The 21,880-nt window shown below is 36.2% G+C and carries 19 protein-coding genes and 1 other RNA gene; 9 read left to right on the top strand and 11 right to left on the bottom strand.

The features are described 5' to 3' along the window. Positions 1 to 105 precede the first annotated feature (105 nt). Positions 106 to 1,455, top strand: a complete 1,350-nt coding sequence (locus B8780_RS03850; protein ID WP_084272729.1) for an FGGY family carbohydrate kinase — start codon at positions 106 to 108, stop codon at positions 1,453 to 1,455. Here the strand turns inward: B8780_RS03850 and B8780_RS03845 are convergent. Both B8780_RS03845 and B8780_RS03840 read right to left on the bottom strand, forming a co-directional pair. Continuing rightward, entirely contained in the window at positions 1,450 to 1,890 is a 441-nt protein-coding gene (locus B8780_RS03845; RefSeq protein WP_011178286.1) for an SRPBCC family protein, read from the bottom strand. The two genes, B8780_RS03850 and B8780_RS03845, sit on opposite strands and share 6 nt — an antisense overlap. Next, positions 1,887 to 3,131, bottom strand: coding sequence for an FAD-dependent oxidoreductase (locus tag B8780_RS03840; RefSeq protein ID WP_084272728.1), 1,245 nt, complete (start codon positions 3,129 to 3,131; stop codon positions 1,887 to 1,889). Before B8780_RS03840 ends, B8780_RS03845 begins: the two co-directional genes overlap by 4 nt. An 80-nt stretch (positions 3,132 to 3,211) precedes the next feature. Between B8780_RS03840 and B8780_RS03835 the strand changes: the two genes are divergently transcribed. Next, positions 3,212 to 4,684: a thermopsin gene (locus B8780_RS03835; RefSeq protein ID WP_161939672.1), complete on the top strand. Its 1,473-nt coding sequence runs from the start codon at positions 3,212 to 3,214 to the stop codon at positions 4,682 to 4,684. A 66-nt stretch (positions 4,685 to 4,750) separates the two neighbouring features. Beyond that, positions 4,751 to 5,185 carry an SRPBCC family protein gene (locus B8780_RS03830; protein WP_011178289.1) on the top strand — a complete coding sequence of 145 codons (435 nt, stop codon included), beginning with the start codon at positions 4,751 to 4,753 and terminating at the stop codon, positions 5,183 to 5,185. Here B8780_RS03830 and B8780_RS03825 read toward each other — a convergent pair whose 3' ends face one another. Next, on the bottom strand, positions 5,186 to 6,937 hold the full coding sequence (locus B8780_RS03825; protein WP_084272726.1) for an alpha/beta hydrolase family protein: 1,752 nt from the start codon (positions 6,935 to 6,937) through the stop codon (positions 5,186 to 5,188). A 44-nt stretch (positions 6,938 to 6,981) separates the two neighbouring features. Then, positions 6,982 to 7,287, bottom strand: an RNA gene (gene ffs / locus B8780_RS03820) — signal recognition particle sRNA. 75 nt (positions 7,288 to 7,362) lie between these two features. Here ffs and B8780_RS03815 point away from each other — a divergent pair. Further along, positions 7,363 to 8,415 carry an HD domain-containing protein gene (locus B8780_RS03815; RefSeq protein WP_084272725.1) on the top strand — a complete coding sequence of 351 codons (1,053 nt, stop codon included), beginning with the start codon at positions 7,363 to 7,365 and terminating at the stop codon, positions 8,413 to 8,415. Here the strand turns inward: B8780_RS03815 and rimI are convergent. The 5 genes from rimI to B8780_RS03790 form a co-directional block, all read right to left on the bottom strand. After that, positions 8,404 to 8,859 (bottom strand): ribosomal protein S18-alanine N-acetyltransferase, encoded by a 456-nt coding sequence (rimI, locus tag B8780_RS03810; RefSeq protein ID WP_084272724.1) that lies wholly within the window; start codon positions 8,857 to 8,859, stop codon positions 8,404 to 8,406. The two genes, B8780_RS03815 and rimI, sit on opposite strands and share 12 nt — an antisense overlap. Further along, positions 8,831 to 10,741, bottom strand: coding sequence for a glycoside hydrolase family 15 protein (locus tag B8780_RS03805; RefSeq protein ID WP_084272723.1), 1,911 nt, complete (start codon positions 10,739 to 10,741; stop codon positions 8,831 to 8,833). The genes rimI and B8780_RS03805 overlap by 29 nt, the downstream gene beginning before the upstream one ends. 52 nt (positions 10,742 to 10,793) lie before the next feature. Beyond that, complete coding sequence (locus B8780_RS03800; RefSeq protein WP_011178294.1) at positions 10,794 to 11,804, bottom strand: ABC transporter ATP-binding protein; 1,011 nt, start codon at positions 11,802 to 11,804, stop codon at positions 10,794 to 10,796. Beyond that, the gene (locus B8780_RS03795) at positions 11,801 to 13,414 is read right to left on the bottom strand and encodes an ABC transporter permease (protein ID WP_161939671.1); all 1,614 of its coding nucleotides are present in this window, start codon (positions 13,412 to 13,414) and stop codon (positions 11,801 to 11,803) included. The genes B8780_RS03800 and B8780_RS03795 overlap by 4 nt, the downstream gene beginning before the upstream one ends. Before the next feature lie 118 nt (positions 13,415 to 13,532). After that, on the bottom strand, positions 13,533 to 14,963 hold the full coding sequence (locus tag B8780_RS03790) for an extracellular solute-binding protein (protein ID WP_011178296.1): 1,431 nt from the start codon (positions 14,961 to 14,963) through the stop codon (positions 13,533 to 13,535). A gap of 98 nt (positions 14,964 to 15,061) precedes the next feature. Between B8780_RS03790 and B8780_RS03785 the strand changes: the two genes are divergently transcribed. From B8780_RS03785 to B8780_RS03770, 4 genes are read left to right on the top strand one after another with little or no spacing between them, the layout of a single operon-like run. Then, positions 15,062 to 15,565 carry a DUF309 domain-containing protein gene (locus B8780_RS03785; protein WP_011178297.1) on the top strand — a complete coding sequence of 168 codons (504 nt, stop codon included), beginning with the start codon at positions 15,062 to 15,064 and terminating at the stop codon, positions 15,563 to 15,565. A 32-nt stretch (positions 15,566 to 15,597) separates the two neighbouring features. Beyond that, positions 15,598 to 16,359: a hypothetical protein gene (locus B8780_RS03780; protein WP_084272722.1), complete on the top strand. Its 762-nt coding sequence runs from the start codon at positions 15,598 to 15,600 to the stop codon at positions 16,357 to 16,359. After that, the gene (locus B8780_RS03775; protein ID WP_011178299.1) at positions 16,359 to 17,171 is read left to right on the top strand and encodes an ABC transporter permease; all 813 of its coding nucleotides are present in this window, start codon (positions 16,359 to 16,361) and stop codon (positions 17,169 to 17,171) included. The genes B8780_RS03780 and B8780_RS03775 overlap by 1 nt, the downstream gene beginning before the upstream one ends. Beyond that, positions 17,171 to 18,043 (top strand): ABC transporter ATP-binding protein, encoded by an 873-nt coding sequence (locus tag B8780_RS03770; protein ID WP_084272721.1) that lies wholly within the window; start codon positions 17,171 to 17,173, stop codon positions 18,041 to 18,043. Before B8780_RS03775 ends, B8780_RS03770 begins: the two co-directional genes overlap by 1 nt. Here B8780_RS03770 and B8780_RS03765 read toward each other — a convergent pair. Beyond that, complete coding sequence (locus tag B8780_RS03765) at positions 18,040 to 18,849, bottom strand: SPL family radical SAM protein (RefSeq protein WP_084272720.1); 810 nt, start codon at positions 18,847 to 18,849, stop codon at positions 18,040 to 18,042. The two genes, B8780_RS03770 and B8780_RS03765, sit on opposite strands and share 4 nt — an antisense overlap. Further along, positions 18,836 to 20,077 (bottom strand): Nre family DNA repair protein, encoded by a 1,242-nt coding sequence (locus B8780_RS03760; protein ID WP_084272719.1) that lies wholly within the window; start codon positions 20,075 to 20,077, stop codon positions 18,836 to 18,838. The genes B8780_RS03765 and B8780_RS03760 overlap by 14 nt, the downstream gene beginning before the upstream one ends. 143 nt (positions 20,078 to 20,220) lie before the next feature. Here B8780_RS03760 and B8780_RS03755 point away from each other — a divergent pair, with 143 nt between their 5' ends. Next, on the top strand, positions 20,221 to 21,867 hold the full coding sequence (locus B8780_RS03755) for a thiamine pyrophosphate-dependent enzyme (protein WP_084272718.1): 1,647 nt from the start codon (positions 20,221 to 20,223) through the stop codon (positions 21,865 to 21,867). The last annotated feature ends 13 nt before the right edge of the window (positions 21,868 to 21,880 follow it).

Genomic DNA, 21,880 nt, shown 5'->3' with positions numbered 1-21,880 from the left:
TATGTTTTTTACTAATTTAAATATTTTTAGTCGCATGGAATGATACTTTTTATTGCAATATTCAAAAAAGGAAAATAATAATAATTTATTAAACATTGAAATTCAATGATAGGTGCAGTTGATGAGGGTACAGGCTCCACAAGATTCACCGTCTATGATAATGAAATGAACACATTATATTCAAGCAAAAGGAGAATAAGAACATTTCATAACAATAGAACGGCAGAACAGGACCCAAATGAAATTTATAACAAAACAATGATAAATATCAAAGATGCCATTAAAAGATTTCATATCAGGGCAATTGGCGTAACAAATCAAAGGGAGACATCAATATTCTGGAACAATGAGGGCATGCCACTGGCAAATGCAATATCATGGCAGGATAAGAGATTTTCCTCATACGCAAAAATGTTAAAAAAGGAATACGGCGATCTTTTTATTAAAAAAACGGGCTTAATACCAGATCCATACTTCAGCGCGATAAAGATAAAATACCTAATGTCAAGAAATCCATTGTTAAGGGAGAAGGCAGCCAATGGCAGGATAAAATTCGGAACGGTTGATTCTTATATATTATACAAGATGCTGAACAGGCATGTTACAGATTACTCAAATGCATCAAGAACAATGCTTTTCAACATAAAAAATCTGGAATACGATGATGAAATCCTAAAAATTCTTGATATACCAGAAAAGATGCTTCCAGAGCCCATGCCATCAGATTCATTCTTTGGTTCATGGCATGGTATTGATATAAACGCTGTTTTAGGCGATCAAAATTCATCACTTTTCGGTCATAATTTAATAAAGGACGATCCGGTAAAGGCCACTTTTGGAACCGGAACATTTATAATGTCATTGACTTCAGATTTAAATGGAAGCAGCAGGCTTTTAAAAACAATAGCATGGTCCATGGAAAATAATATAAAGTATGCACTTGAGGGCTCAATATTTGATTCAGGATCATTTTACAACTGGGCAAGGAGTACATTTTCAGGAGATCCTGTTTATCAGAACAGGATAGTTATGGTTCCTGCATTTTCTGGCCTTGGTGCTCCATACTGGGAACCTGGTGCAAGAACAGTAATAACAGGCATTGACTATAACTCAACCGGTTCTGAGCTGCTTTCTGCAGCAATCCAGGGCATCGGCTTTCAGGTCTATGATATACTAAAGGAGATAAAAAACAGGAAGTACATGACATGCGACGGCTCCGGGTCAAGAAATGAGTTTTTAATGCAGTTCATATCAGATCTATCAAACATCGATGTAATAACATTAAATGAACATGAGATAACATCATTTGGCATAGCTGCAATGGCCGGCACAGCCTCTGGAATTATAAAGGATATAAATAAACCTGGTATAGAAAGAATTTATACGCCATCAGGAAGGGATTACAGATATTTATATAAAAAATGGAGGCATGCCGTTAATTTATCAATATCATAGATTATCCATCTTTAATTTTATGCATTTTATTGCATTTTCAATATTAATCCTGGATGCATCATAAACCCTTTCACTGCCGAGCAGCTTTAATATAATTCCCGGATCAAAGTCCGCATTCCATATTATCCTGGTTTTATCGCCTGAACTGATAATTATCTCTATTTTAAATTTTATGCTGGCCCCTGCAGCCCTGCCCGTACCATTAACAGAGACCACGTTCCCTGTTTTAATGTAATTAAAGGATAACCTCCCGGTTATGCTTTTTAATGAATCCATGTTTAAAAATGATAGGTCTATCTTTATTTTTGCATTTATTTTATCAGAAATGCTGATATCATACAATGGCATGCATGACATTATATTATTTATATCCCCAAGAAATTCCAGGCATCTTTCGTAATCCGATTCTGATTCGAAATCACCAGAGATGTTCAATGCACCACCCGGCTTAATAAATATGATGACATTATATGCAATGCATATTCGTAGTCCATTGAATTGTAAAGGCTTTTTATATAATTTATGTAGTTAATATTAAGATCATTCCTTTCAATGAATCTGCTAAACGTCTCGTTAAAGTTTATATCAGAAGTCTTATAATTCCTATGTGATCCAAATTTTTTAATAATATTATCTGTTATTTCCTCGGCATTTAGCCTGGCTGTTGTGAATTTTCCGCCTATTGACGATATTAAATTGCCCAGGTTGTCATAGATCATGAAGTCCCTTGAACCCCTTGGATTGCCATTCCTGACCAGCGGCCTCATGGAATAGTATAATTTTTCGTAATTAAAATATTTAATTGCTGGAATCATTTCAGAGACCTCATCGATCATCATCTTTATATCATCGTTATCTACATTATTATTATCGGGGTCATCTGAAACTATTGCTATAGTTCCGGCAACAGAGTGCGAACCGTATGGTACAATTATATCACCATCAGATGGCTCCCTCATCCTGTTTATTATTGAATTTGAAAACCTGAAATTGTAGCTTGCCATGTATCCAAGCGTTGGCATAACATCAAGGCTGTCTATCCCAAATTTTTTAAGAACCTCTGATGACCATGCACCTGCCGTGTTTACATAAAAATCAAAGGATTCATTGAAAACATCATTGTCCTTTGATATCCTAACATTGTTTATGTAACCATCTGAAACATCTGCATCGATTATCATTGAATTGTCAAGGATTCTTGCGCCATTCATTGAGGCCTCAACGGCAACCGCACCTGCAAATGCATGCCCGTTTATGGTTTTATCCGGGACCTTTAGGGCCATGAGTGTATTTTTATTTATGTATGGCTCAATCTTCATTAAATCATTTATTTCGATTTCATCGGTTTCTATACCTATTATTTTATTTTCATGTATAAGTTTTTTTCCATAATCAAGGTCTTCATCGTTTATGCCGATGAAGTAACCTCCGGTATTGTTAACAAACATTGATGCATTACTGCTTATTATCCTATTCTCACTTATGCATTCCCTGGCTGATTTTTTATCGTTCACCGAATACCTTGAACCACTGTGGAGCATTCCATGGAATCTTCCGGAGGCTCCTGATAATATCCTATTTTTTTCTATTAATGTTACATCAAAACCGTTTATTGAAAGATCCAGGGCTGTAAACAGGCCTGTGATGCCACCGCCAATAACGCAGATCCTTTCCATGGCATTCCATGATTATTTTATATATAAATTAAACCATCCAGAATGAAAAATATAATAAACGATCTTTTGTTATGAAATTCATGATAAAAAAGATCATCGTTTTATCAATGATCATTATTATATTAATATCAATACCTGGATTTGCAAATAACAATCATTTAAATAAAAATTATCAGGTTAATCCGGGTTATTTTATTAAGGGTGAACCGGCGCCAATGGGTATAAGCGACCTTGGTCTGGATTCAGGATCACCATTTTATCTTAATACATCATCCTTCATGGGTTCAATAACAATATACAATGCAACATTTTATAATTACACATCAAAATCAACAAGCTTTTCGATTCAGTTAAACACAAATTTCTTTATTTTCGGCAATAAAACATATGATTACTGGATTCAGGACGTTGCATACATAAATACAACGGATAACTGCATAGCGTTTATAGACAACGTCTGGAATTATTCATCCAGTAATGCAAGCCTGCATTTTAATTCATTATCAGGCAATGGAACAATAGCAGATCATGGAAGATTTTATTATTACTGTGCACCGCAGGATTTTCCTGGTAATAATATTGATCTAAAATATCCGGCGAGGATATCTTTAATGGTTAACGATACCGAGATAAATAACAAGCCTGCAGTTAATTTTTATTATTTTGATTCAAATTCATGGGTAAAATATGATACAGTTATATTCAATGAAAATGGAAGCTATCATTTCATGGTTAATGGATACAATTACAATCCTGCCGGCCTTTTATCAGATGCGGAGTTAATCATAGGCGGCCCTGGCAATGGCTCATCAACCGTTGACCTGTCATCAAATATTCTATTATCACTTTATTACTGGAATGGAAACAACTATCAGGAGATAAACAACGCATATGATTACGGCGTTGACACCGCAGAGACCGTATCAAATGTAACAGACACTGGTGTTTACAATGCAAATGGGAGTTTATTTGCGCATATTACCAGTGGAAGCGGAAGGTTAAAGATGATATACAACTCAAACGACGTTGGTTACATAAATCTTTATTCAGGAATAAAGACCGGAATAATAAATATTAACGGCAAATCATACGGATTTAAAAACGGTGATGCAAACATAACATTAATACCTGGAAAATACAACATTACAATAAGATCAGATAATAATATAATATACAGCAAAACCATAATAATTAAATCAAACTCTGCCTCTGTAATAGCATTAAATTATTACAGGGTATCCTTTGTATCATCGAATCTAACCAATGATGTGAACTGGTACATTATAATAAATGGAAACAGATACAATTTAACTGGAGCGAATGCATACATTTACCTAAAAAACGGGACATACAATTATAGAATAGGCTCATACAATAATTATTTCATACCGGTTACAAAAAACGGCACATTTAATGTAACAGGGAACAATATAACAATAGATCTTGTATGGAAAAACCAGACACCGGGGTTCAACATACTTTATATTCCAATAGTAATAGTCCTTATCGCACTGGTTCTAATTCTTTCAAGGAAGAGGAAACGCGTTACATAAATATAAATAAATTTGGTTTTTACAGGAAAAAGATAATTATTATTTAATACAATAAAATAACATTACATGCTTAATTTCAACGGTGAATTTGAGATAAACTCAGACATAGAAAGGGCATATAATATCCTAAGTGATTATAATAATTTAATAAAGCTGATACCGGATTTAATAGAGTACCACATTGAGGAGAACAGATTAAAAATAACCGCAAAGGCCGGCGTATCTTTTATAAAGGGTAAATTTAATCTTGAAATAAGCTACGGAAACAACATTGATAATAAAAGAATAGAGATCACTGCGAAGGGCTCCGGCTCCGGTGTATCCGTTGATTTCAAGGCATACTTTGATTACAGTGGTAATAACCCGGTAAATGTAAAATACAGTGCCGATGTAAATATAGCCGGTGCGGCAGCAGCTGCAGGATCCAGGATGATAAAGGGCTCAGCCGATAAATATATAAATAGGCTGATTTCAAATTATAGGCAGGCGGCGGAAAATTAATTATTTATACTCATTAAAAAATTTTATTGTTTCCTCGTACTGCCTTATTATATGCTCCTTTTCAGTGAATCCGTGACCCTCTCTTGCGAAAAGCAAAAGTCTGACATTTTTGTTGTGATCCTTCAGGTACCTGTATAATTGATAGTACTGGCCCACAGGCACATATGGATCGTTTATTCCATGCATTAAAAGCACTGGTGTTTTAACATCGTGTTTCATCATTATTGGCGAATAATATTTATATTTTCCATCTGCGTATGGATCATCGTTCATGTGTATCCTGTCCCATTCATAAAGGCTGCTGGTTCCGTGGAAGCTAAACCAGTCCGATATTCCAAACAGTGATACCGAGGCCTTGAAAATATCACTTTTAAACAGTGCAAGCGCTGATATGTAACCCCCGTACGATCCACCGGTTATGTATATTCTGTCGGTTGTTACCATTTTTTTATCCATTATATATCTTATTCCGGAAATTATATCCTCGAAGTCCATGCCGCCAAGATCACCGATGTTTGATTCTGCATATTCCCTTCCAAGGCCTATGCTGCCGCGGTAATTTGGCATAAAAACCGAGAAGCCGTAGCCAAGGTATACCGAGGTTCTGTCAATGAATGATAGGTATGAGAACGACGTCGGCCCGCCGTGGATATAAACTATTAACGGATCATCTTTATTTCTGCACCGCAGAAAACCGTATATTCTTTTCCCTGAAGATTCCCACTCGATTAATTGACCTGGATATGCATCAAGATCAAGCAGCGATGAATTAATTGACGATCTTCCAGAATGCCTTCCTGAGATTATAACCTCTGGCGGATTATTTTTATCTGAAAATGCATAAACGAAGTTTCCATCATCATATGAAAACATGGGAGAAAAAACAGGATAAACGATGCCGGAGCCTATGGCCATTATCTCATTGTTATTGAGATTCCTTATTGAAAAGTTACCCATGTGGTTTTCAAGGGCGTATATGCTGTTATTTATAAACTCAACATGCGAATAGGTTCTATCATAATTTTCCGTTAAATTTTTTACATGGTTTTGATCTATTAATATAACGTCGCCGGAGACAACACCCCTGTCACTCATTATTGATTCAAGGAACGCTATTTTATTATCATTTGATATTCTTATCTTTCCTATCTGCCTGAATCCTGGATCGTATAATTTTACAGGCCTGTTATTAACAATGATATAAACGGAGGATTTATACCATGAGCTCTCCTGGGGTTTATCCGATGCTATCAAAACTATGTCACTGCCATTTGTATCAAATTCCCAGATGTTTATGTCCTCTGTTATCTTTTTAATACCATGACTGAAATCCATAATAAATAGGTCATTATAGCTGTCGCTCTCCTCAAAGTAGTATGCATCGTCCTCTGATTCCTCGGGCTTTTTTGATCCGGTGAATATTACCGATCCAGAGTGCCATCTTGCAGCATCAACATTAACAGATGTATCAACAGAGAGCCTTGTCCATTTTTTGGCATCAAGTATATTTATATATCTCCCATCGGCAAATAACAGTCTTTCATCATCAGAAAAGTCTATTGAATGTATGTTTCCATCATATGAGAACAGCAGATCAAAATTCAGGTTATATACATTTAAATATGATTTATTGTAATCGCTCTTATAATTTTTATAATTGTCCCTAATCACAACGGCGATCATGTCTTTTCTTATTTTCAACTCTGCTATGTTTTTTAATCTTAAAAGGTCGTTTACTGTCTGATCCCTCATGAACAAATATATCATAAAAATTATTAATGTTTGCGTCTTTAAAATGCTGGACACGCCGGAATCGGACCAGGCGCCCATAGGGCTGCCCCCTGCTTCCACTCGTCCCCGCACCCTCCTAGCATCCTTGGTTCCAGCCACCGTTGCTCCCTTCCGGGCCTGGCGGGTTCACCGGACAGATTATGCATGCATCTCCCTTTGGAAATGCACGCATAAACCCAGGACCAAGGAGGACAGAGATTCATTGCTTCCACAGGGACCCTATGGAGGCCTGGTTGCCCTCAACCGGCTGTCGCCCCCGCATTTAGGCTTCGGGTAACAGGAAGTGCCTGGCTTCCCGGCCAAGTCCAGCAAGAGATAATATAAACAATGCATAAAAAATTTCCTAATATTGGTTATATTTATAGCATGTTTTTTATAAAGATTTTATGGATTACAAGATCATAGAGGATCCGCTAAATGGAATGATAAAGATCTCAGGAGTGTATTTAGAATTACTTGATTCTGATTATTTTCAGAGGTTAAGATATATAAAGCAGCTTGGTATGTGCAATCTTGTCTTTCCAGGTGCAAACCATACCAGGTTCGAGCATTCAATAGGAACGATGTTTATAGCAAGGAAGTTCATGGATCATCTTAACATAGATGCCGAGGAAATAGGCATAGCAGCCATGCTCCATGATATTGGGCATCCACCATTCAGCCACTCCCTTGAGGATCTATTCAATGAACTTTATGGCATGAGGCACGAGGACATGACCTTTAAAATAATAAATGGCATTTATCCATACAATGACAGCAAGATCCCTGAGATAATAGAAAAATACCATTATGATCTAAAAATGGTATCGGATCTTGCAACAGGCAAAAAATCAAGTTACTCATGGATAATAAGCGGGCCTGTTGATTCTGACGAGCTTGATTATATAAGGCGTGATGCCTTTTATACCGGTACAGGCATTAATATAGATTACGAGAGGATAATAAACACATCATCAATGGATAATAATGATCTAATAATAGAGGAGAAGGGCATACCTGCAATTGAGGCGGCAATGATAGCCAGGCTGATAATGTATAAAAGCGTTTACTTTCATAAAACATGCAGGATAGCACAGAAGATGCTTGAGATTGCATATAAAAACTATTCATATGATGTAAAGGATCTTAAAAAGACCGACTTTGAATTAATGTATGACATGCTTAAATATGACAAATCATGCAATATTATAAGAAACATAATGAACAGAAGGCTTTACAAGGTATACAAAAGGATAAAGTACGATGAAAATGAATATAAAAAACTCTCAAAAAACATCATCGATGTTATACCGCCGCTTTCCTTCTTCGGCTCGGACAGAATAAAAAATAATATATACGTTTATGTAAACAACAGAAAGGAAAATTTAAAGGATATATCTCCAATAATAAGGGCCCTTGATGATTATATATCGAATAAATACATCTTTTTAATGAAGTGATTTTATCATCCTTATTGCGTCCCTGCCGCCAGGATCGTTTACCTCATAGTAATTTTTTATGTATTCAATCTCCCTGTATCCGTTCTTTTTGTACATGGATATTGCCCTGTAATTCATTGATCTAACCTCAAGAATGGAATATAAATATCCAAGCCCCCTCATTTTATCTTCCAAACTGGATAAAAGCAGTTTTCCGTAGCCGTGCCCCTGGTATTCTGGAATTACCGCTATGCTCTCTACATCCATTGAACTACTGTTTAATTTAACGGCGGTTGCGTATCCTATAATATTATTGTTATCAAGAACCAGTGTAATGCTGTTTTTATCATGCAGCATTTCATCTATCATCTCGTATGAGTAGGCCCCGCTGCCAAAAGATAGCAGCTCGACTTTGTATATGCCATTTATATCATTATCATTGAATTCCCTTATTTTTAATGGCATCCTTATACCTTTTAAGTGTTAAAACGAGCTGTGAGTGCGACCATATCAGCGGTGATACAGATATTGGCTCGCCATTGTCAGGATTTATCTGTTCTGATAATATTCCTGATTCCTCGCTGTGCTGTACCACCCAGTTTATCAATTCAAGTGCCCTGCCCGTGTTTCCGGCCATTATATAATAATCTGCAAGCCACAGGGTTGTTATTATCCATGGATTGCCTGGTATGTTTTTACCTGAAATCCTCTGGTAGTAATCACCCTCGTACCTTGCTATCCCGCCAATGCCTGGAACCCAGAGCTTCTTCTCTATGGCCTTCACCGTGGATACAATTCTCGGATCGTCCGGCTTTTTAATTCCAAAGATCACCAGCCAGAGAACAGATGAATCAAGCACAAAATCCACGTCTCCATTGTATATGCGCCTTGCATAGTAGCCAAGATCATCTGAATAAAACATCTTTTCAAAGGATTCGAGCATCTTATCAGCCTTTGACTTGTATTTCCTTGCAAGATCGGTCTCATTGAATATCTCGGCAAAATTCGCCGCGTATATAAGTGCAATGTAAACAGAGGCAACGGTATATGTATGTATTCCAAAGCGCTCCTCCCAGAGATCAAATGATTCCTTTGGAAGGCCGTTATCGTATGTAAAATTGTATAAAAACTCGGCAACCCTTTTAATTAATCTCTCGTATAAATATGATATGTACTCAATATCATTGTTTGTTGAATAATAGTACCAGGCTGCTATTATAACTATTGCCGATTCGTCCTCCTGTATCGGGAGTATTCTCTTTCCATCCATAATGTATGGAAGCCAGCTGCTTGCAATCTTTCCATCAGGGTTGTACTTATGATAAAAATATCCATCTTTTGATATTGTATTTATGCAAAAATCGAAGAATAGCTTTGCCGGATCACTATGCTCTGAAACAATCATTGATATTGCAGCATAGCCGGCATCCCTTGGCCATGAATAGTAATATGAATCCATGTTGCTTCTAAGTATATCGCTATCGCTTGAGGCCATGACTGCGCCCTTCTCATTTATATGTGACCTTATAATAAAAAGTGATTTTTTGTACATCTCATTTAGCTCTGTTGTTAAATTTAACGGCGACTTTGAAACCCAGAGCTCCCAGAAGTTCTCCGTTCTCTTCATCATTCTGTCAAGCTTGCCCGTGCTCATATTCTTATTAATCCTTAAAACTGTGTCAAGATCCCTGGCACAGGCTATGTAATAGTAAAGCTCCTTCTGCGATTCTGGATCAATATCGATGCTGTGCCTGATCGTTGAATCAACCGAGCCTATGGCTATTGGCCCCATGGATAAATTATTATCCTCGGCGTCCTTCCATGTACCTGCCATGCCATTGAAATCCTTTATTCCTATGGCATACTGGTCAAATGAATTCTTTCCGTCCGTTGTTGATATTATAAAATACCTTCTGCCCTTGTAATGCACTATTGCATTTGTATCAGGATAATAGAATCCTGTATCACCAATATTGTTTCCGTAAATTGAAAAATTCTGATGGAAGAACAATTTAACATTTATCTTTTCCTTTCTTTTGTTTGTTATCTTTATTTTTCTTGCATAGACATCCTCGTATATATCAACAAAGTTGTCATCCTCAAATGAAACGTCGTTGATATTGTATTTAACAATGCCTATCATTGTATGATCATAATAATCCTTAGAAACAATGTTTGAAGCATTTATCCATGTGAATTTATCATTAATGGAGACACCGTACCTGAAAGGTTTTCCGGCACTGTGGTTCTCAGCCATGTCCTTTGAAAAGTAAAAGTCTGTTAAATTATAATCATTATTAAAGCTCACAAGGATCTTCCCATTACCCATGGGTATGTATCTAACCATTGTGCTATTATTGATAATTATTATTTAATACTTAAGTTGCTAAAACAAAGAATTAAACCGCTTTTATTGCAGGAGAGACCTTTTTGCCATTTTTGTATATATTTAATCTTGACATATCAAACCTCAGCCTTACCTCCTGCTTTGATGATAGATGAACATCCTTGCCTGCCAGAACCTTTAATGTAAAGCCGTTGACATCTATGGCGTACATATATCCGTGCCCCAGAAAATCCTTATATTTTATTGTTCCATTTATATTTCCATTGGGATCAATAAATATGTCCTCTGGCCTTATTCCATAGTAATCGAAATCATCATTTAAATCAAGATCTATGCTATTCCTTGGTATTAAATTGATGTTGCCAAGCATTCTTGCGCAGAATATATCATTTGGATTATTATAAACGTTATATGGCGTATCGTTCTGTATTATCTTACCATGATGAAATACAACAAGCTTATCACCAAGGGCCATGGCCTCCTCAGGATCGTGTGTAACATGTATTGCAGTGAACTGAAACTCCCTCTGGGTCTTTTTTAAATAATCCCTGAGATCTGCCCTCACCCTGCTATCAAGATTGGATAGCGGCTCATCCAAAAGCAGAACCTTTGGACGTTTTACCAGGGCCCTTGCCAGTGCAACCCTCTGCTGCTGGCCGCCGCTGAGCTGCGATGGGAACTTCCTTGCCTGGTCTGTTAACTCCATGATATCAAGTATATTCTTTACCTCATGATTTACCTCCTCTGCAGGAACATTCTTTGATATCAATGGCGATGCTATGTTCTCGTAAACCTTTAAATGTGGATAAAGGGCATAGTTTTGAAATACAAGTCCGATATCCCTCTTCCATGGCGGCATGTTTGTTATTTCCCTCGATTCCATAATTATTTTTCCAGAATCGGCGTACTCAAGACCGCCTATGATCCTTAAAAGTGTGGTCTTTCCGGAACCAGATGGTCCGAGAATTACATAGTATCTATTATTATCAAATAATAATTCATCAAATTTTAGTGCTGTAAAATTACCAAACCGTTTTTCTATATTATACATTTCAAGTATCATTTTATGCCACTCCCCCTCCAGACCTTATCAAGCTTTGACCTAACAAGAATTGAAATTATTACCGCAGGTATTATACTGACAACGCTGGCCGCTGATAAAAGGCCGTAATCTATGGCCTCATGGCCTATGGAGCTTCCTATAAATATTGTTAATGTCTGTGCTCCGGATGGAGATAAAATACTCATGTTATATGGAGAATATGTAAATGCCAGCGGGAATATTAAAGCACCCCAGGCAAATATAAAGGCATATAAAAACGCAACGAAGATTCCATCATAGCTTAATGGTATTATTGTTTTAAAAAATGATTTGAAAAAGCCCATGCCATCCATGTATGATGCCTCATCATAATACTTTGGGAATCCAATGTAAAAGTTATATAACATCCATATAACAATGGGCATGACCATAACCGGGTAAACAATTATAAGGCCAAGCCATGAATTTATTGTATGTAAGTCATTTAATATTGAATAGTCCGGTATCATTAATATAACAAGAGGTATTGAATATATAAATAAAACAAGGCCTATGAACTTTAAACCTCCTATTTTATGCCTTGCAACAGAATAGGCCGCGGGAATGCCTATTATTAATGCAAGCAACGATCCAAGAATTGAAACAACAAGGCTTGTTATATAATACGGCGCACCCTTAAATATTGATGATATGTAATGCTGGGCCGTTACTATTTTTGGTATTATCAACGGCGGTATATCAAAGATCTCTGCATTTGTCTTTAATGATTCAAGTATTAGCCATAAGAATGGTATCAGGAAGAATATTATATAAAGTATTGTAAGGAACCACTGGAGCTTTAAAGGCATCATTCTATTTGGAAGCCTCTTAAACCTTATTCTTCCACTAGACCTGGAGCTGCTTAAAGTTAATTTTACAAATATAATTGCAACGGCCGTGGAAAATAAGGACATTAATGTCATTAAAACAGCAGAAAAACCTATGTTTCCCGTGAAAAATAATTGATATGAAAAGAATGATAGATCCGTTGTGGCAAATGGTGGCGATAAACTTAAAGATGCGTATATTGGGTCAAAGGTAAATGAACCATAGATAAGCATTAAAACAAAGGCTGCAAGGATCTGGTATTTTATATAAGGTAAATCTATGTTAACAAGCTTTTTCAGTCCTGTTATTCCGTCCATGTATGCGGCCTCATCGATGCTCTTTGGTATTCCATTTAATCCGGAGTATATCATTACTGTTGCAAGGGGTATGCTTGACCATATATCAATTATTATTATGCTCCATACGCTTGTAAACAGGTCTTTCCTTAATATAAAATATGATATTCCATAAAATGGATTTAGCATTAAAATCCACATTGTTGCACCAGTGACCAATGGTACAAATGATGGTAAAAGTATCAACGGGAACAGATAACTTTTTTTCAAATTTTTCAAAAAATTTGCCAGTGGTATTGACAATGCAACATCAACAACAGGGACAACAAATGTGTAAAGAAGGCTGTTGTAAAATATCCGGCCGAGGTGCGGTGTGTTAAACAAAAGATAATAGTTTTTAAGACCCGCAAATATGTAAGCACCGCTTGAATTCTGGGTTTCAAATGTTAAAATAACATTTTCTATCATTGGATATATTGCAAAAATCAAAAAATAGATAAGGGCGGGTATTACCAATAAAAGGGCCCGCATTCTTAATGAGGTTTTAATACCAGATTTCATTCCGGATTCTCTATTTATAAATGGTTTATAAATTTTCACTCTTTATCTCGGACATCCACTCGGAATATGCAGTTGAAAGTGCGGCAGTGGCCGTTTCCTTTCCCTCAAAGTAATTATATATCTGCCCATTTAGATCCGGTGTCAGCTCAGTAAAGAGGGGCTCAAGATGTATGTAAACTGCAACGTTCTTAACAGGCGGAACGATCTTTTCAGAGTAATTTAGCATTGGTGCAAGCCATGAGAATCCTGGCTGTGATTCTGCAGCCTCCATGCCAGAGTATGTTGATGGCAAAAACTGGAAATCCTTAACACCCATTGAGAACTCACTGTTTGATATTGCAAAGTCTATGAATTTCATATCAAGAGATGTGTTTGAATATGGATTTACACCAAGAAACGTCGGCTGGTAACCTGTAGCACCCTGTGGCAGTATTGCAACACCGAGATCCTTTCCAACAGTCGATTTTGAGTATGCTGGCAGGAAGCTTGTCCATGCAAGGCCCATTGCATAATCGCCGGTCTCAAAGAGCTTAAGCTGCTCATCATAGCCTATTGGCTCAACGGATAAAGACGGTTCAAAGTTTATTAACTTTTTATACATTTTTAGTGCCTGAACACCGGCTGCATTGTTAAAGGTTGGTTCCCATGTTCCGTTGAAATCACCTATGTATGTCCAGTATGCTGAACCTGAGTTTTTGGGTATCATTGTTTCACTTTTTCCCTGGCCATACGAGTATAAAAGCCCCATGAAGGCATCTATAATCGAATGGTTTGGTGAATCCGGGAATAGTAGCTGGTACTTTGGTAGTGATGAATCGTTTGAGTTCTTTAAAAATGTGGCCGCATCAAGAACCTGTGTCCAGTTTGTCCATGTATCCGGGTTAAAGCTGAAATTGTATTCCTTTTCAAACTCACTGCTCAACGTTTTATTATCAAAGACATCTTTTTGGTATACAAGAACGTAGCCGAGGACGTTATGTATAGGAACACCTATGGTCTTCTCCACACTTCCGTTTAAATTAAGCAGATAACCACCTGAGAACATCTCGGCCGCCGGGAATAGACCGGTATTTATCCTTCCTGAGAGGTTATATAAATAAGGACCAAGCGTTGGCGCTCCTGATGGATAGTACATTATAATCGACGGAGATGATGCCTTGTCCCTCAGTGCTGTCAGCGGTGTGTCAACTATATCACTGTAACCAACAGTTGTTATGTCTATCTTAATATTCGGATTTGCCTTCTCAAAGTTCTTTGCAACTGCACTTAAATATTCCTCTGTATCACTTCCGCTGCCAACAAGAACTGTAATTGTCTGCGTCCTGACGTGGTGCACTGTGCTCAAATAATAGAGAACACCACCAACTGCGGCAACGATTATTATTATTGCGGCTATAACAGCAAAGATCCTTCCCCTACTTTTTTTCTTATAGAAATCTTTATTATTATCGTCCATCAATTCAGTAACTGTAACATGTAATTAAATTTTTACCATCTATAATATATATTTCTATATTCACAAAAATGATTTATTTTAAAATATAATGGAATAATATGAGGTACATCTATTTTTTTGGTAGGAAGATAAACCTATCAGAGCGTGATAAAATCTTCAGGGATATAACATCGAAATATAAATGCATACATGATCTTAGATGCGCCTTTGACCATACAGAGATATCATCATTTGAAAACATTGATTTTAATATAATTGATGATTATCTTTTTTATATAGAATTAAATGAAAAAAGTTACACATTCAATGATGGAATTTCATTAATGGTTCAGGAGCGTTTCTGGGAGGCACACGAGGCCCTTGAGCAGCTCTGGAGGCATTCAAATGGCCTTGAGAAATCAACACTCAGGTTTATAATAATGGTATGCACCGCCTTTGTTCATCTTCAGAGAGGTCACTACAGTATATACCACGAGGTCATGGAAAATGCATTAAAAATAGATACTTACAATGAATATAAATGTATAAATATAAAATCATTAAAATCTGAAATAAGATCTGGAATTTTTAATACATATTTCTTTATAAAGTCATTGAAGTAAAAGGTTATTTACAAGATTTAAATAGATAAATCATGAGGCCGATTATCACAAAGATCATTATAATTATTATTGCGATTATTATAATAATACCGTCCGCATACTTCATTTCAAGGAACATATCAAGCTCCACCGGGGCTGTATACAATTATTCTGATTTCATACCAAAGGATCAAAACATATACGGTTATGTAAATTACAATGGAACAACATTTTACTTCTTTGCATCAAATAACAGTATCGGCATTGTAACCGGAATAAATAGCATTATATCAAAGGATGTTAAAATAAGCAACGATACAAGATTAAAATCCTCGAATGTATCTGTTTCAGAGATATCATACAGGGGAAAAACAATATATGAAATAAAGGATCTAAACATCTCTGGAATAATACCATTTAATTTAAGCCTGCTAAAAATCAGTAATTTTAATTTATATGCCTTTATAGAGAATAACAACTATGTCGTTTTGGGCAATTTAAATGGCGTCAAGGCATCAATAAATGCCGTTAACTCTGGAAAAACATTTAACACGAACAGTATAAAAAATGGAAATGCAACGTTAATGGCAAAATTCAACAGTACATATATAAAGGCCATGATGTATGAAAACAGCACATATATTTATATATACAATTCAACAATGAATCCAACAATAAATTCAACATTAAGCCATATTTTTGGAATAACTGGAAATGGCTCCATTGATAGGTATATAAATATATATGAAAAAAAGAATTACACAGAAATATATATAAAGGAAGGAATTAATGGCATATACAAAAAGGTGAAATGATGGGCAATCTATACAACGTTTACATGCAGTATGTTAAGAACTATTATAGATCCAAGAGCTTTTACCTTATGCTAACGCTTATACTTGTTATAAGCATTTTAATGACCTACTTTTCATTAAAATATGTTAATGACCTTCCGGCATTTCTTGGCAGGAACGTTTCATTTCATTTAAAGAAGATCCTATTCTATTTTATATGGTCCTTTGTTTTAATAAATATTCCAGTGTTCTCATCGGTTTTCTTTGGATCCCCGGCGATATCAAGTGAGATAGAGAACAAAACTGCATATTATATATTCCCGCTGCCGATAAACAGGTATAAATTATACATAGGAAAATATCTATCAGCATTCACCGTGACATTTATAATAGTTCTTATATACTCATCATTTGAGGTAATAATACTGCATTATCTCTTTGGATCGATACCTTTAAGCTTTTACTATTCAATAGGCCTTCTTGCAATCTTCATTTTTACAATACTATCGATAACATTTATGATAAGCTCCATATTTAATAAAAATACATATGCATACATAACAGTCTTTATAATATATTATATAGTCTTCGAGGCTGGCTCTCTTATAATAAATCTTTTGTATAAAATAACACCGATATATCTTCTAAACGAGGCCGCCGACATCGTTGAAAAGGTCTATCTTAATATAAACACATCAAGCTTTGTAACATCACCAAGCCTGGCACCGGCAACAAATACCGAGATATATACTTCTGTGCTTATTATGATAATATACATGATAATCTCCTTTGTTGCCGGTATAATAATCTTTGAAAGAAAGGAGGTATCATAATGGAGATCTCGATAAGGAATTTAACAAAGAGGTATGGCAGAATTCTTGCATTAAATAAAATAAACATGCATGCCAGCGGGCCGGGGTGCATAGCAATACTTGGTCCAAACGGTGCAGGCAAAACGACAATGTTAAAATTAATATCAAACATTATAAAGCCAACAGATGGAAGCGTTCTGATAAATAATATAAACGTCTCTGATTATCCTGAAAGGGCGTTAAAGTATCTCGGTGCGTTAATAGAGCAGCCCGAATTTTATTACTATTTAAACGGCTATGAGATATTAAAATTCGCGGCAAAGGTCAAGGGCTTAAAAAATAATATTGATGATGAGATAAAAAGGCTTGTAGATTTAACAGATATGAATGATTACCTTTACAGAAAAACAGGAACCTATTCAAGGGGCATGAAGCAAAGGCTTGCACTTGCCGTGGCAATGATAGGTGATCCGGAGATTATAATCCTTGATGAGCCCACATTTGGCCTGGATCCAAAGGGCATGGCCTATATAAGGGATCTAATAAAAAATCTTTCAAGGGAAAAGCTGGTTATATTAAGCACGCATTTAATCTACGAGGCAAAGGAGGTTTCAAACAGGACTCTTATAATAGATCATGGAGAGATAAAATACGATTCAATTAACAGCGATAATAAAAGAAAGATCCTTGTAACATTTGATGGTTCAATAAGTAATATAAAGAGCGACTTTATAAGGGATTTTGTTATAGACAAAAACAGGATAATAATAACACCAAGGGAGGATGCTGATAATTACAATATAATATACGATTTAATAAAGAACGGCGTAAAGGTTAACAGTGCACAGGATTATGATGACCTTGAGGAAACATACATATCAATAACATCCTAAAAGAGGCGCCTCTGGTTCATGGACTCGTAAAGCCATTCATCCTCCTCGCTGTTTGCATTTATATTATATTTATATGCCAGTTTTTCTATTGCCCTTGATATTTCCCGCCACCATTCAATATTGAACCTTTTATATTTTATGTTAAGCATGTAATTAACATTGTAATTATATTCCTCAAAGTGATCGTATATCACCCTTGATCCGGTTTCAGATGCAATTCTTATTATGTTTTCTATATCATTTAGATCATCGTTTATATTTTCTATTATCGGGCCTATGTATATCCATGTCTTAATCCTTTTTGAAAGGTCTACAAGGGCTGAGACCCTTGCATCAGGCCTTGGCGCCCCTGGCTCGATCATTCTTGAAACATCATTTTTTAATGTTGTTATTGTTAATCCGGCATCTATATGATTTTTATACCTTGAGAATAAATCGATGTCCCTTGTTATTAATTTTGACTTTGTCTGAATTGTTACATAAAAATTGTTCCTTGCAAGGATCTCTATTGCAGATCTTGTTATCATGTATTTTGCCTCAACCGGCATGTATGGATCTGTTATTGATGATACGCCCACCCTGCCGATTTTTAATCTTTTTACCTCATTTTTTAATAGTTCAATAATGTTTTTTCTTACAAAAACAACATTGCCCCAGTCTGAATTTGCCTCATTAGGTGAAAAATCCATTGCATAGCAGTAAAGGCATCCATGTGAGCATCCTATGTATGGATTAAAAGTATAATCAAGTTCCTTCATTTTGGATTTTCCTATTGCAGACCTGGCATTGATTTCAATGATCTTCATACAGACCTCCAAAAAATGAATCCAGCCTTTTTAAACCAATTAATTTTGATTTAACCTTCCATAGATTAACATCAATCCTTGTAATTCCTGATAAATATTTCATTAGATCATTTATATCATCAAAGATCACAGGCCTTGATTTGAAGAGCTCCCTTACATGGTCGCGAACGTACCATACACCGACTGGCAGATTAAAACCTGGATAGATCTCACGCCAGAGTATTGATACAGCCTGCCTCCTTCTTTTATTTAAATACTCTGAAACCGCAAGCCTTGATGAGTAATAACATCCACCTATATCCGGATACGTTTTTCTGCCATTGTAATTTTCATAATCAAGTTCCATGGCAACGGAACCGCCGAATCTATTCCATGTTGTGTCCGGAAACCAGGATTCACCCCATTCAAAGGACCAGCTTCCAGGCATCAATATGCCGATAAAAAGATTTCCATTTGTTTTCCTTAAATATAATTCTATTTTATCTATTGAATTGTAATTTTTAATTGTATCAACGAAGTAATCAGAGATGTTTTTATCAGCCGCGGTTATTGCCCATCTTGTTGGCACCATCCTTCTCATCCGCCCTGTGCCAATTGAGCCGGTGCTCAGAATTTTTGAGATTTCATTTACCGTTTTGCCGTTTTTATATAAATATATCATTGCATCATCTGCCTTAAAATCCGTGTCATAGTAGGCACGCTCTATACTATTATCAATGCTTGAATTCCCTATGTATATATCTTTTAATGGTGATGATGGTCCCATTGGTGATATGTTTTCATCAAGGATTACATCCCTTTTAAATGGTTTTAAAACACTCATGTTTATATTAACAGGTTTGGAAGACATTGAAAGCATCTGTATTTCCTGGAATTTATAATCAGGATCTGCAGGTGTATCTATATTATAAATTAATGACCCGCGGTATATTGAAAGCCTCTTTTCAATAAAATCATTTATATCCATGTTTATCCAGGCGTTTTCATCCTCGTAGATTGATGTATCACCTGATACCGGCGGTGCCGATGGATAAACATTTACCTTAGGATATCCATGCCTTCCTATGAAGACCGATGGCGGGGAATCACCGTTAATTGAATTATTTGAATTTGAATAAATATTTTTTATCCTCATTGATATAAGCAAGGGACAGTATGAAAGCCCGCAGAGCATCCTTGAACCCCTGCATTTTACGCATAGCTCCGGCAGTATCCTTTTAACATTCATTGATAATAAAAGACATATTTGTATATTTATTTACCGCCGGGTTAAACCAAATGAATTTCAGGATCTTATTTATAAAAGATCAATTTAAAAATATAATTTTATTTTATAAAAAAAGTATTTCAAAGATAATATAATGTAAAAATATGGCAACCGTGGCAGATGTAATTGTAAAAACGCTTGTAAACTTTGGTGTAAAACGTATATATGCAATTCCTGGGGATTCACTTAATCCAATAATAGATGCAATAAGAAGGAACAGGGATATAAAATATATTCAGGTAAGGCACGAGGAGGGCGGTGCATTGAGCGCATCATTTGAGTCAAAGTATTCGGGTAATTTATCAGCGTGCATGGGCACATCAGGCCCCGGGTCAATTCATCTTTTAAACGGTTTATACGATGCAAAGATGCAGCATGTTCCGGTGATAGCGCTTACCGGTCAGATAGAAACGGATCTTTTATATCATGATTACTTCCAGGAGGTTGATCTTGTAAAGCTCTTCGATGATGTTTCAGTTTTCAATGCCAGGATAACAAATCCAGATAATGCGAATTATATAATATGGAGGGCATGCAGGGAGGCATTAATAAAAAAGGGAGTGGCCCATGTTGATATGCCTGTCGATGTTCTAAGAATGAATTCAAGGGAGATTGATTTATCATATAATATAGAAAGGCCTGATTACAAACCAGATCTTAAAGGTGCAGAGGAATTAATAAATAAAAGCAAAAGGCCATTAATATTTATAGGTTCTGGTGCCAGGGATGCCGGGGAAAAGATAAACAAACTTGCGGAAAGGATAGGGGCACCAATTATCTATGCATTGAACGGAAAGGGCATAATCAGCGATGGGGACAAAAAAGTCCTTGGCGGCATAGGCCTTCTGGGAACCAGGCCATCTATTAAGGCAATGTCCAAAACAGATCTAATCATCTTTCTTGGAACAGTATTTCCATACAGTGCATTTATAAATAATGTGAAAAACATTCAGGTGAACAACAACATAGAGGATCTTAATAAGATTATGAAGGCCGATGTATCATGCCTGTGCGATGTATCATATTTTCTTGATAATTTGAATGTTTCTGAAAAAAGCGATAAATTCTACGATGAGATGGATTCCGAGATCTCAAAATGGAAGAAGGATATAGAAAGCAGGGCATTTAAAAGAGATAATATAATAAGCGCCGAGGCATTAAGCTATGAAATATCAAAACGCATCGAGGACGATGCAATAATCGTTGGCGATACCGGCAATGTTACATTATGGGTAAACAGGTACATAAATGCAAAAAAGAACAATAAATTCTTCTTTTCATCATGGCTTGGAACCATGGGTGCGGGCATACCAGGAACCATAGGCATATCACTTGCCTCCGGGAGAAAGGTCTACGGCATCATAGGCGATGGAAGCTTTGCAATGACATCAATGGAATTAATTACAATTAAAAAGTACAACATACCTGTGAAGCTAATAATATACGATAACCATATACTTGGAATGATAAAGCTTGAGGAGGAGATCATGGGATACCCTGAGTACGGCGTCGATCTCTATAACCCGGATTTTGCAAGGCTTGCAGAGTCCGTTGGCATAAAGGGCATAAGAATAGAGAACTACAATGAATTAAATGAAAAGCTTGATGAGTTCTTTAATTACGATGGCCCTGCGGTTCTTGATGTAATAACAGAGACGAACGAAACACCAATGCCGCCAAAGCTGGAGTTCAGGGTCGCCGAGCGCTATATAACATCAATACTAAGGGAAAAGCTTGAACCAAGGGAATAATTTTAATGATTTT

This window comes from Picrophilus oshimae DSM 9789, from assembly GCF_900176435.1.
Taxonomy (GTDB): domain Archaea; phylum Thermoplasmatota; class Thermoplasmata; order Thermoplasmatales; family Thermoplasmataceae; genus Picrophilus; species Picrophilus oshimae.
This window is presented reverse-complemented; position numbering and strand designations above follow the sequence as displayed.

Bases quoted from the DNA above. Each gene is read 5' to 3' on its own strand.
- B8780_RS03850 (WP_084272729.1), top strand. From the start codon at position 106: ATGATAGGTGCAGTTGATGAGGGTACAGGCTCCACAAGATTCACCGTC.
- B8780_RS03755 (WP_084272718.1), top strand. From the start codon at position 20,221: ATGGCAACCGTGGCAGATGTAATTGTAAAAACGCTTGTAAACTTTGGT.
- B8780_RS03815 (WP_084272725.1), top strand. From the start codon at position 7,363: ATGGATTACAAGATCATAGAGGATCCGCTAAATGGAATGATAAAGATC.
- B8780_RS03825 (WP_084272726.1), bottom strand. From the start codon at position 6,937: ATGAGGGATCAGACAGTAAACGACCTTTTAAGATTAAAAAACATAGCA.
- rimI (WP_084272724.1), bottom strand. From the start codon at position 8,859: ATGCCATTAAAAATAAGGGAATTCAATGATAATGATATAAATGGCATA.
- B8780_RS03840 (WP_084272728.1), bottom strand. From the start codon at position 3,131: ATGGAAAGGATCTGCGTTATTGGCGGTGGCATCACAGGCCTGTTTACA.
- B8780_RS03830 (WP_011178289.1), top strand. From the start codon at position 4,751: ATGCTTAATTTCAACGGTGAATTTGAGATAAACTCAGACATAGAAAGG.
- B8780_RS03800 (WP_011178294.1), bottom strand. From the start codon at position 11,804: ATGATACTTGAAATGTATAATATAGAAAAACGGTTTGGTAATTTTACA.
- B8780_RS03765 (WP_084272720.1), bottom strand. From the start codon at position 18,849: ATGAAGATCATTGAAATCAATGCCAGGTCTGCAATAGGAAAATCCAAA.
- B8780_RS03790 (WP_011178296.1), bottom strand. From the start codon at position 14,963: ATGGACGATAATAATAAAGATTTCTATAAGAAAAAAAGTAGGGGAAGG.
- B8780_RS03785 (WP_011178297.1), top strand. From the start codon at position 15,062: ATGAGGTACATCTATTTTTTTGGTAGGAAGATAAACCTATCAGAGCGT.
- B8780_RS03805 (WP_084272723.1), bottom strand. From the start codon at position 10,741: ATGGTTAGATACATACCCATGGGTAATGGGAAGATCCTTGTGAGCTTT.
- B8780_RS03795 (WP_161939671.1), bottom strand. From the start codon at position 13,414: ATGATAGAAAATGTTATTTTAACATTTGAAACCCAGAATTCAAGCGGT.
- B8780_RS03775 (WP_011178299.1), top strand. From the start codon at position 16,359: ATGGGCAATCTATACAACGTTTACATGCAGTATGTTAAGAACTATTAT.
- B8780_RS03835 (WP_161939672.1), top strand. From the start codon at position 3,212: ATGATAAAAAAGATCATCGTTTTATCAATGATCATTATTATATTAATA.
- B8780_RS03770 (WP_084272721.1), top strand. From the start codon at position 17,171: ATGGAGATCTCGATAAGGAATTTAACAAAGAGGTATGGCAGAATTCTT.
- B8780_RS03780 (WP_084272722.1), top strand. From the start codon at position 15,598: ATGAGGCCGATTATCACAAAGATCATTATAATTATTATTGCGATTATT.
- B8780_RS03760 (WP_084272719.1), bottom strand. From the start codon at position 20,077: ATGAATGTTAAAAGGATACTGCCGGAGCTATGCGTAAAATGCAGGGGT.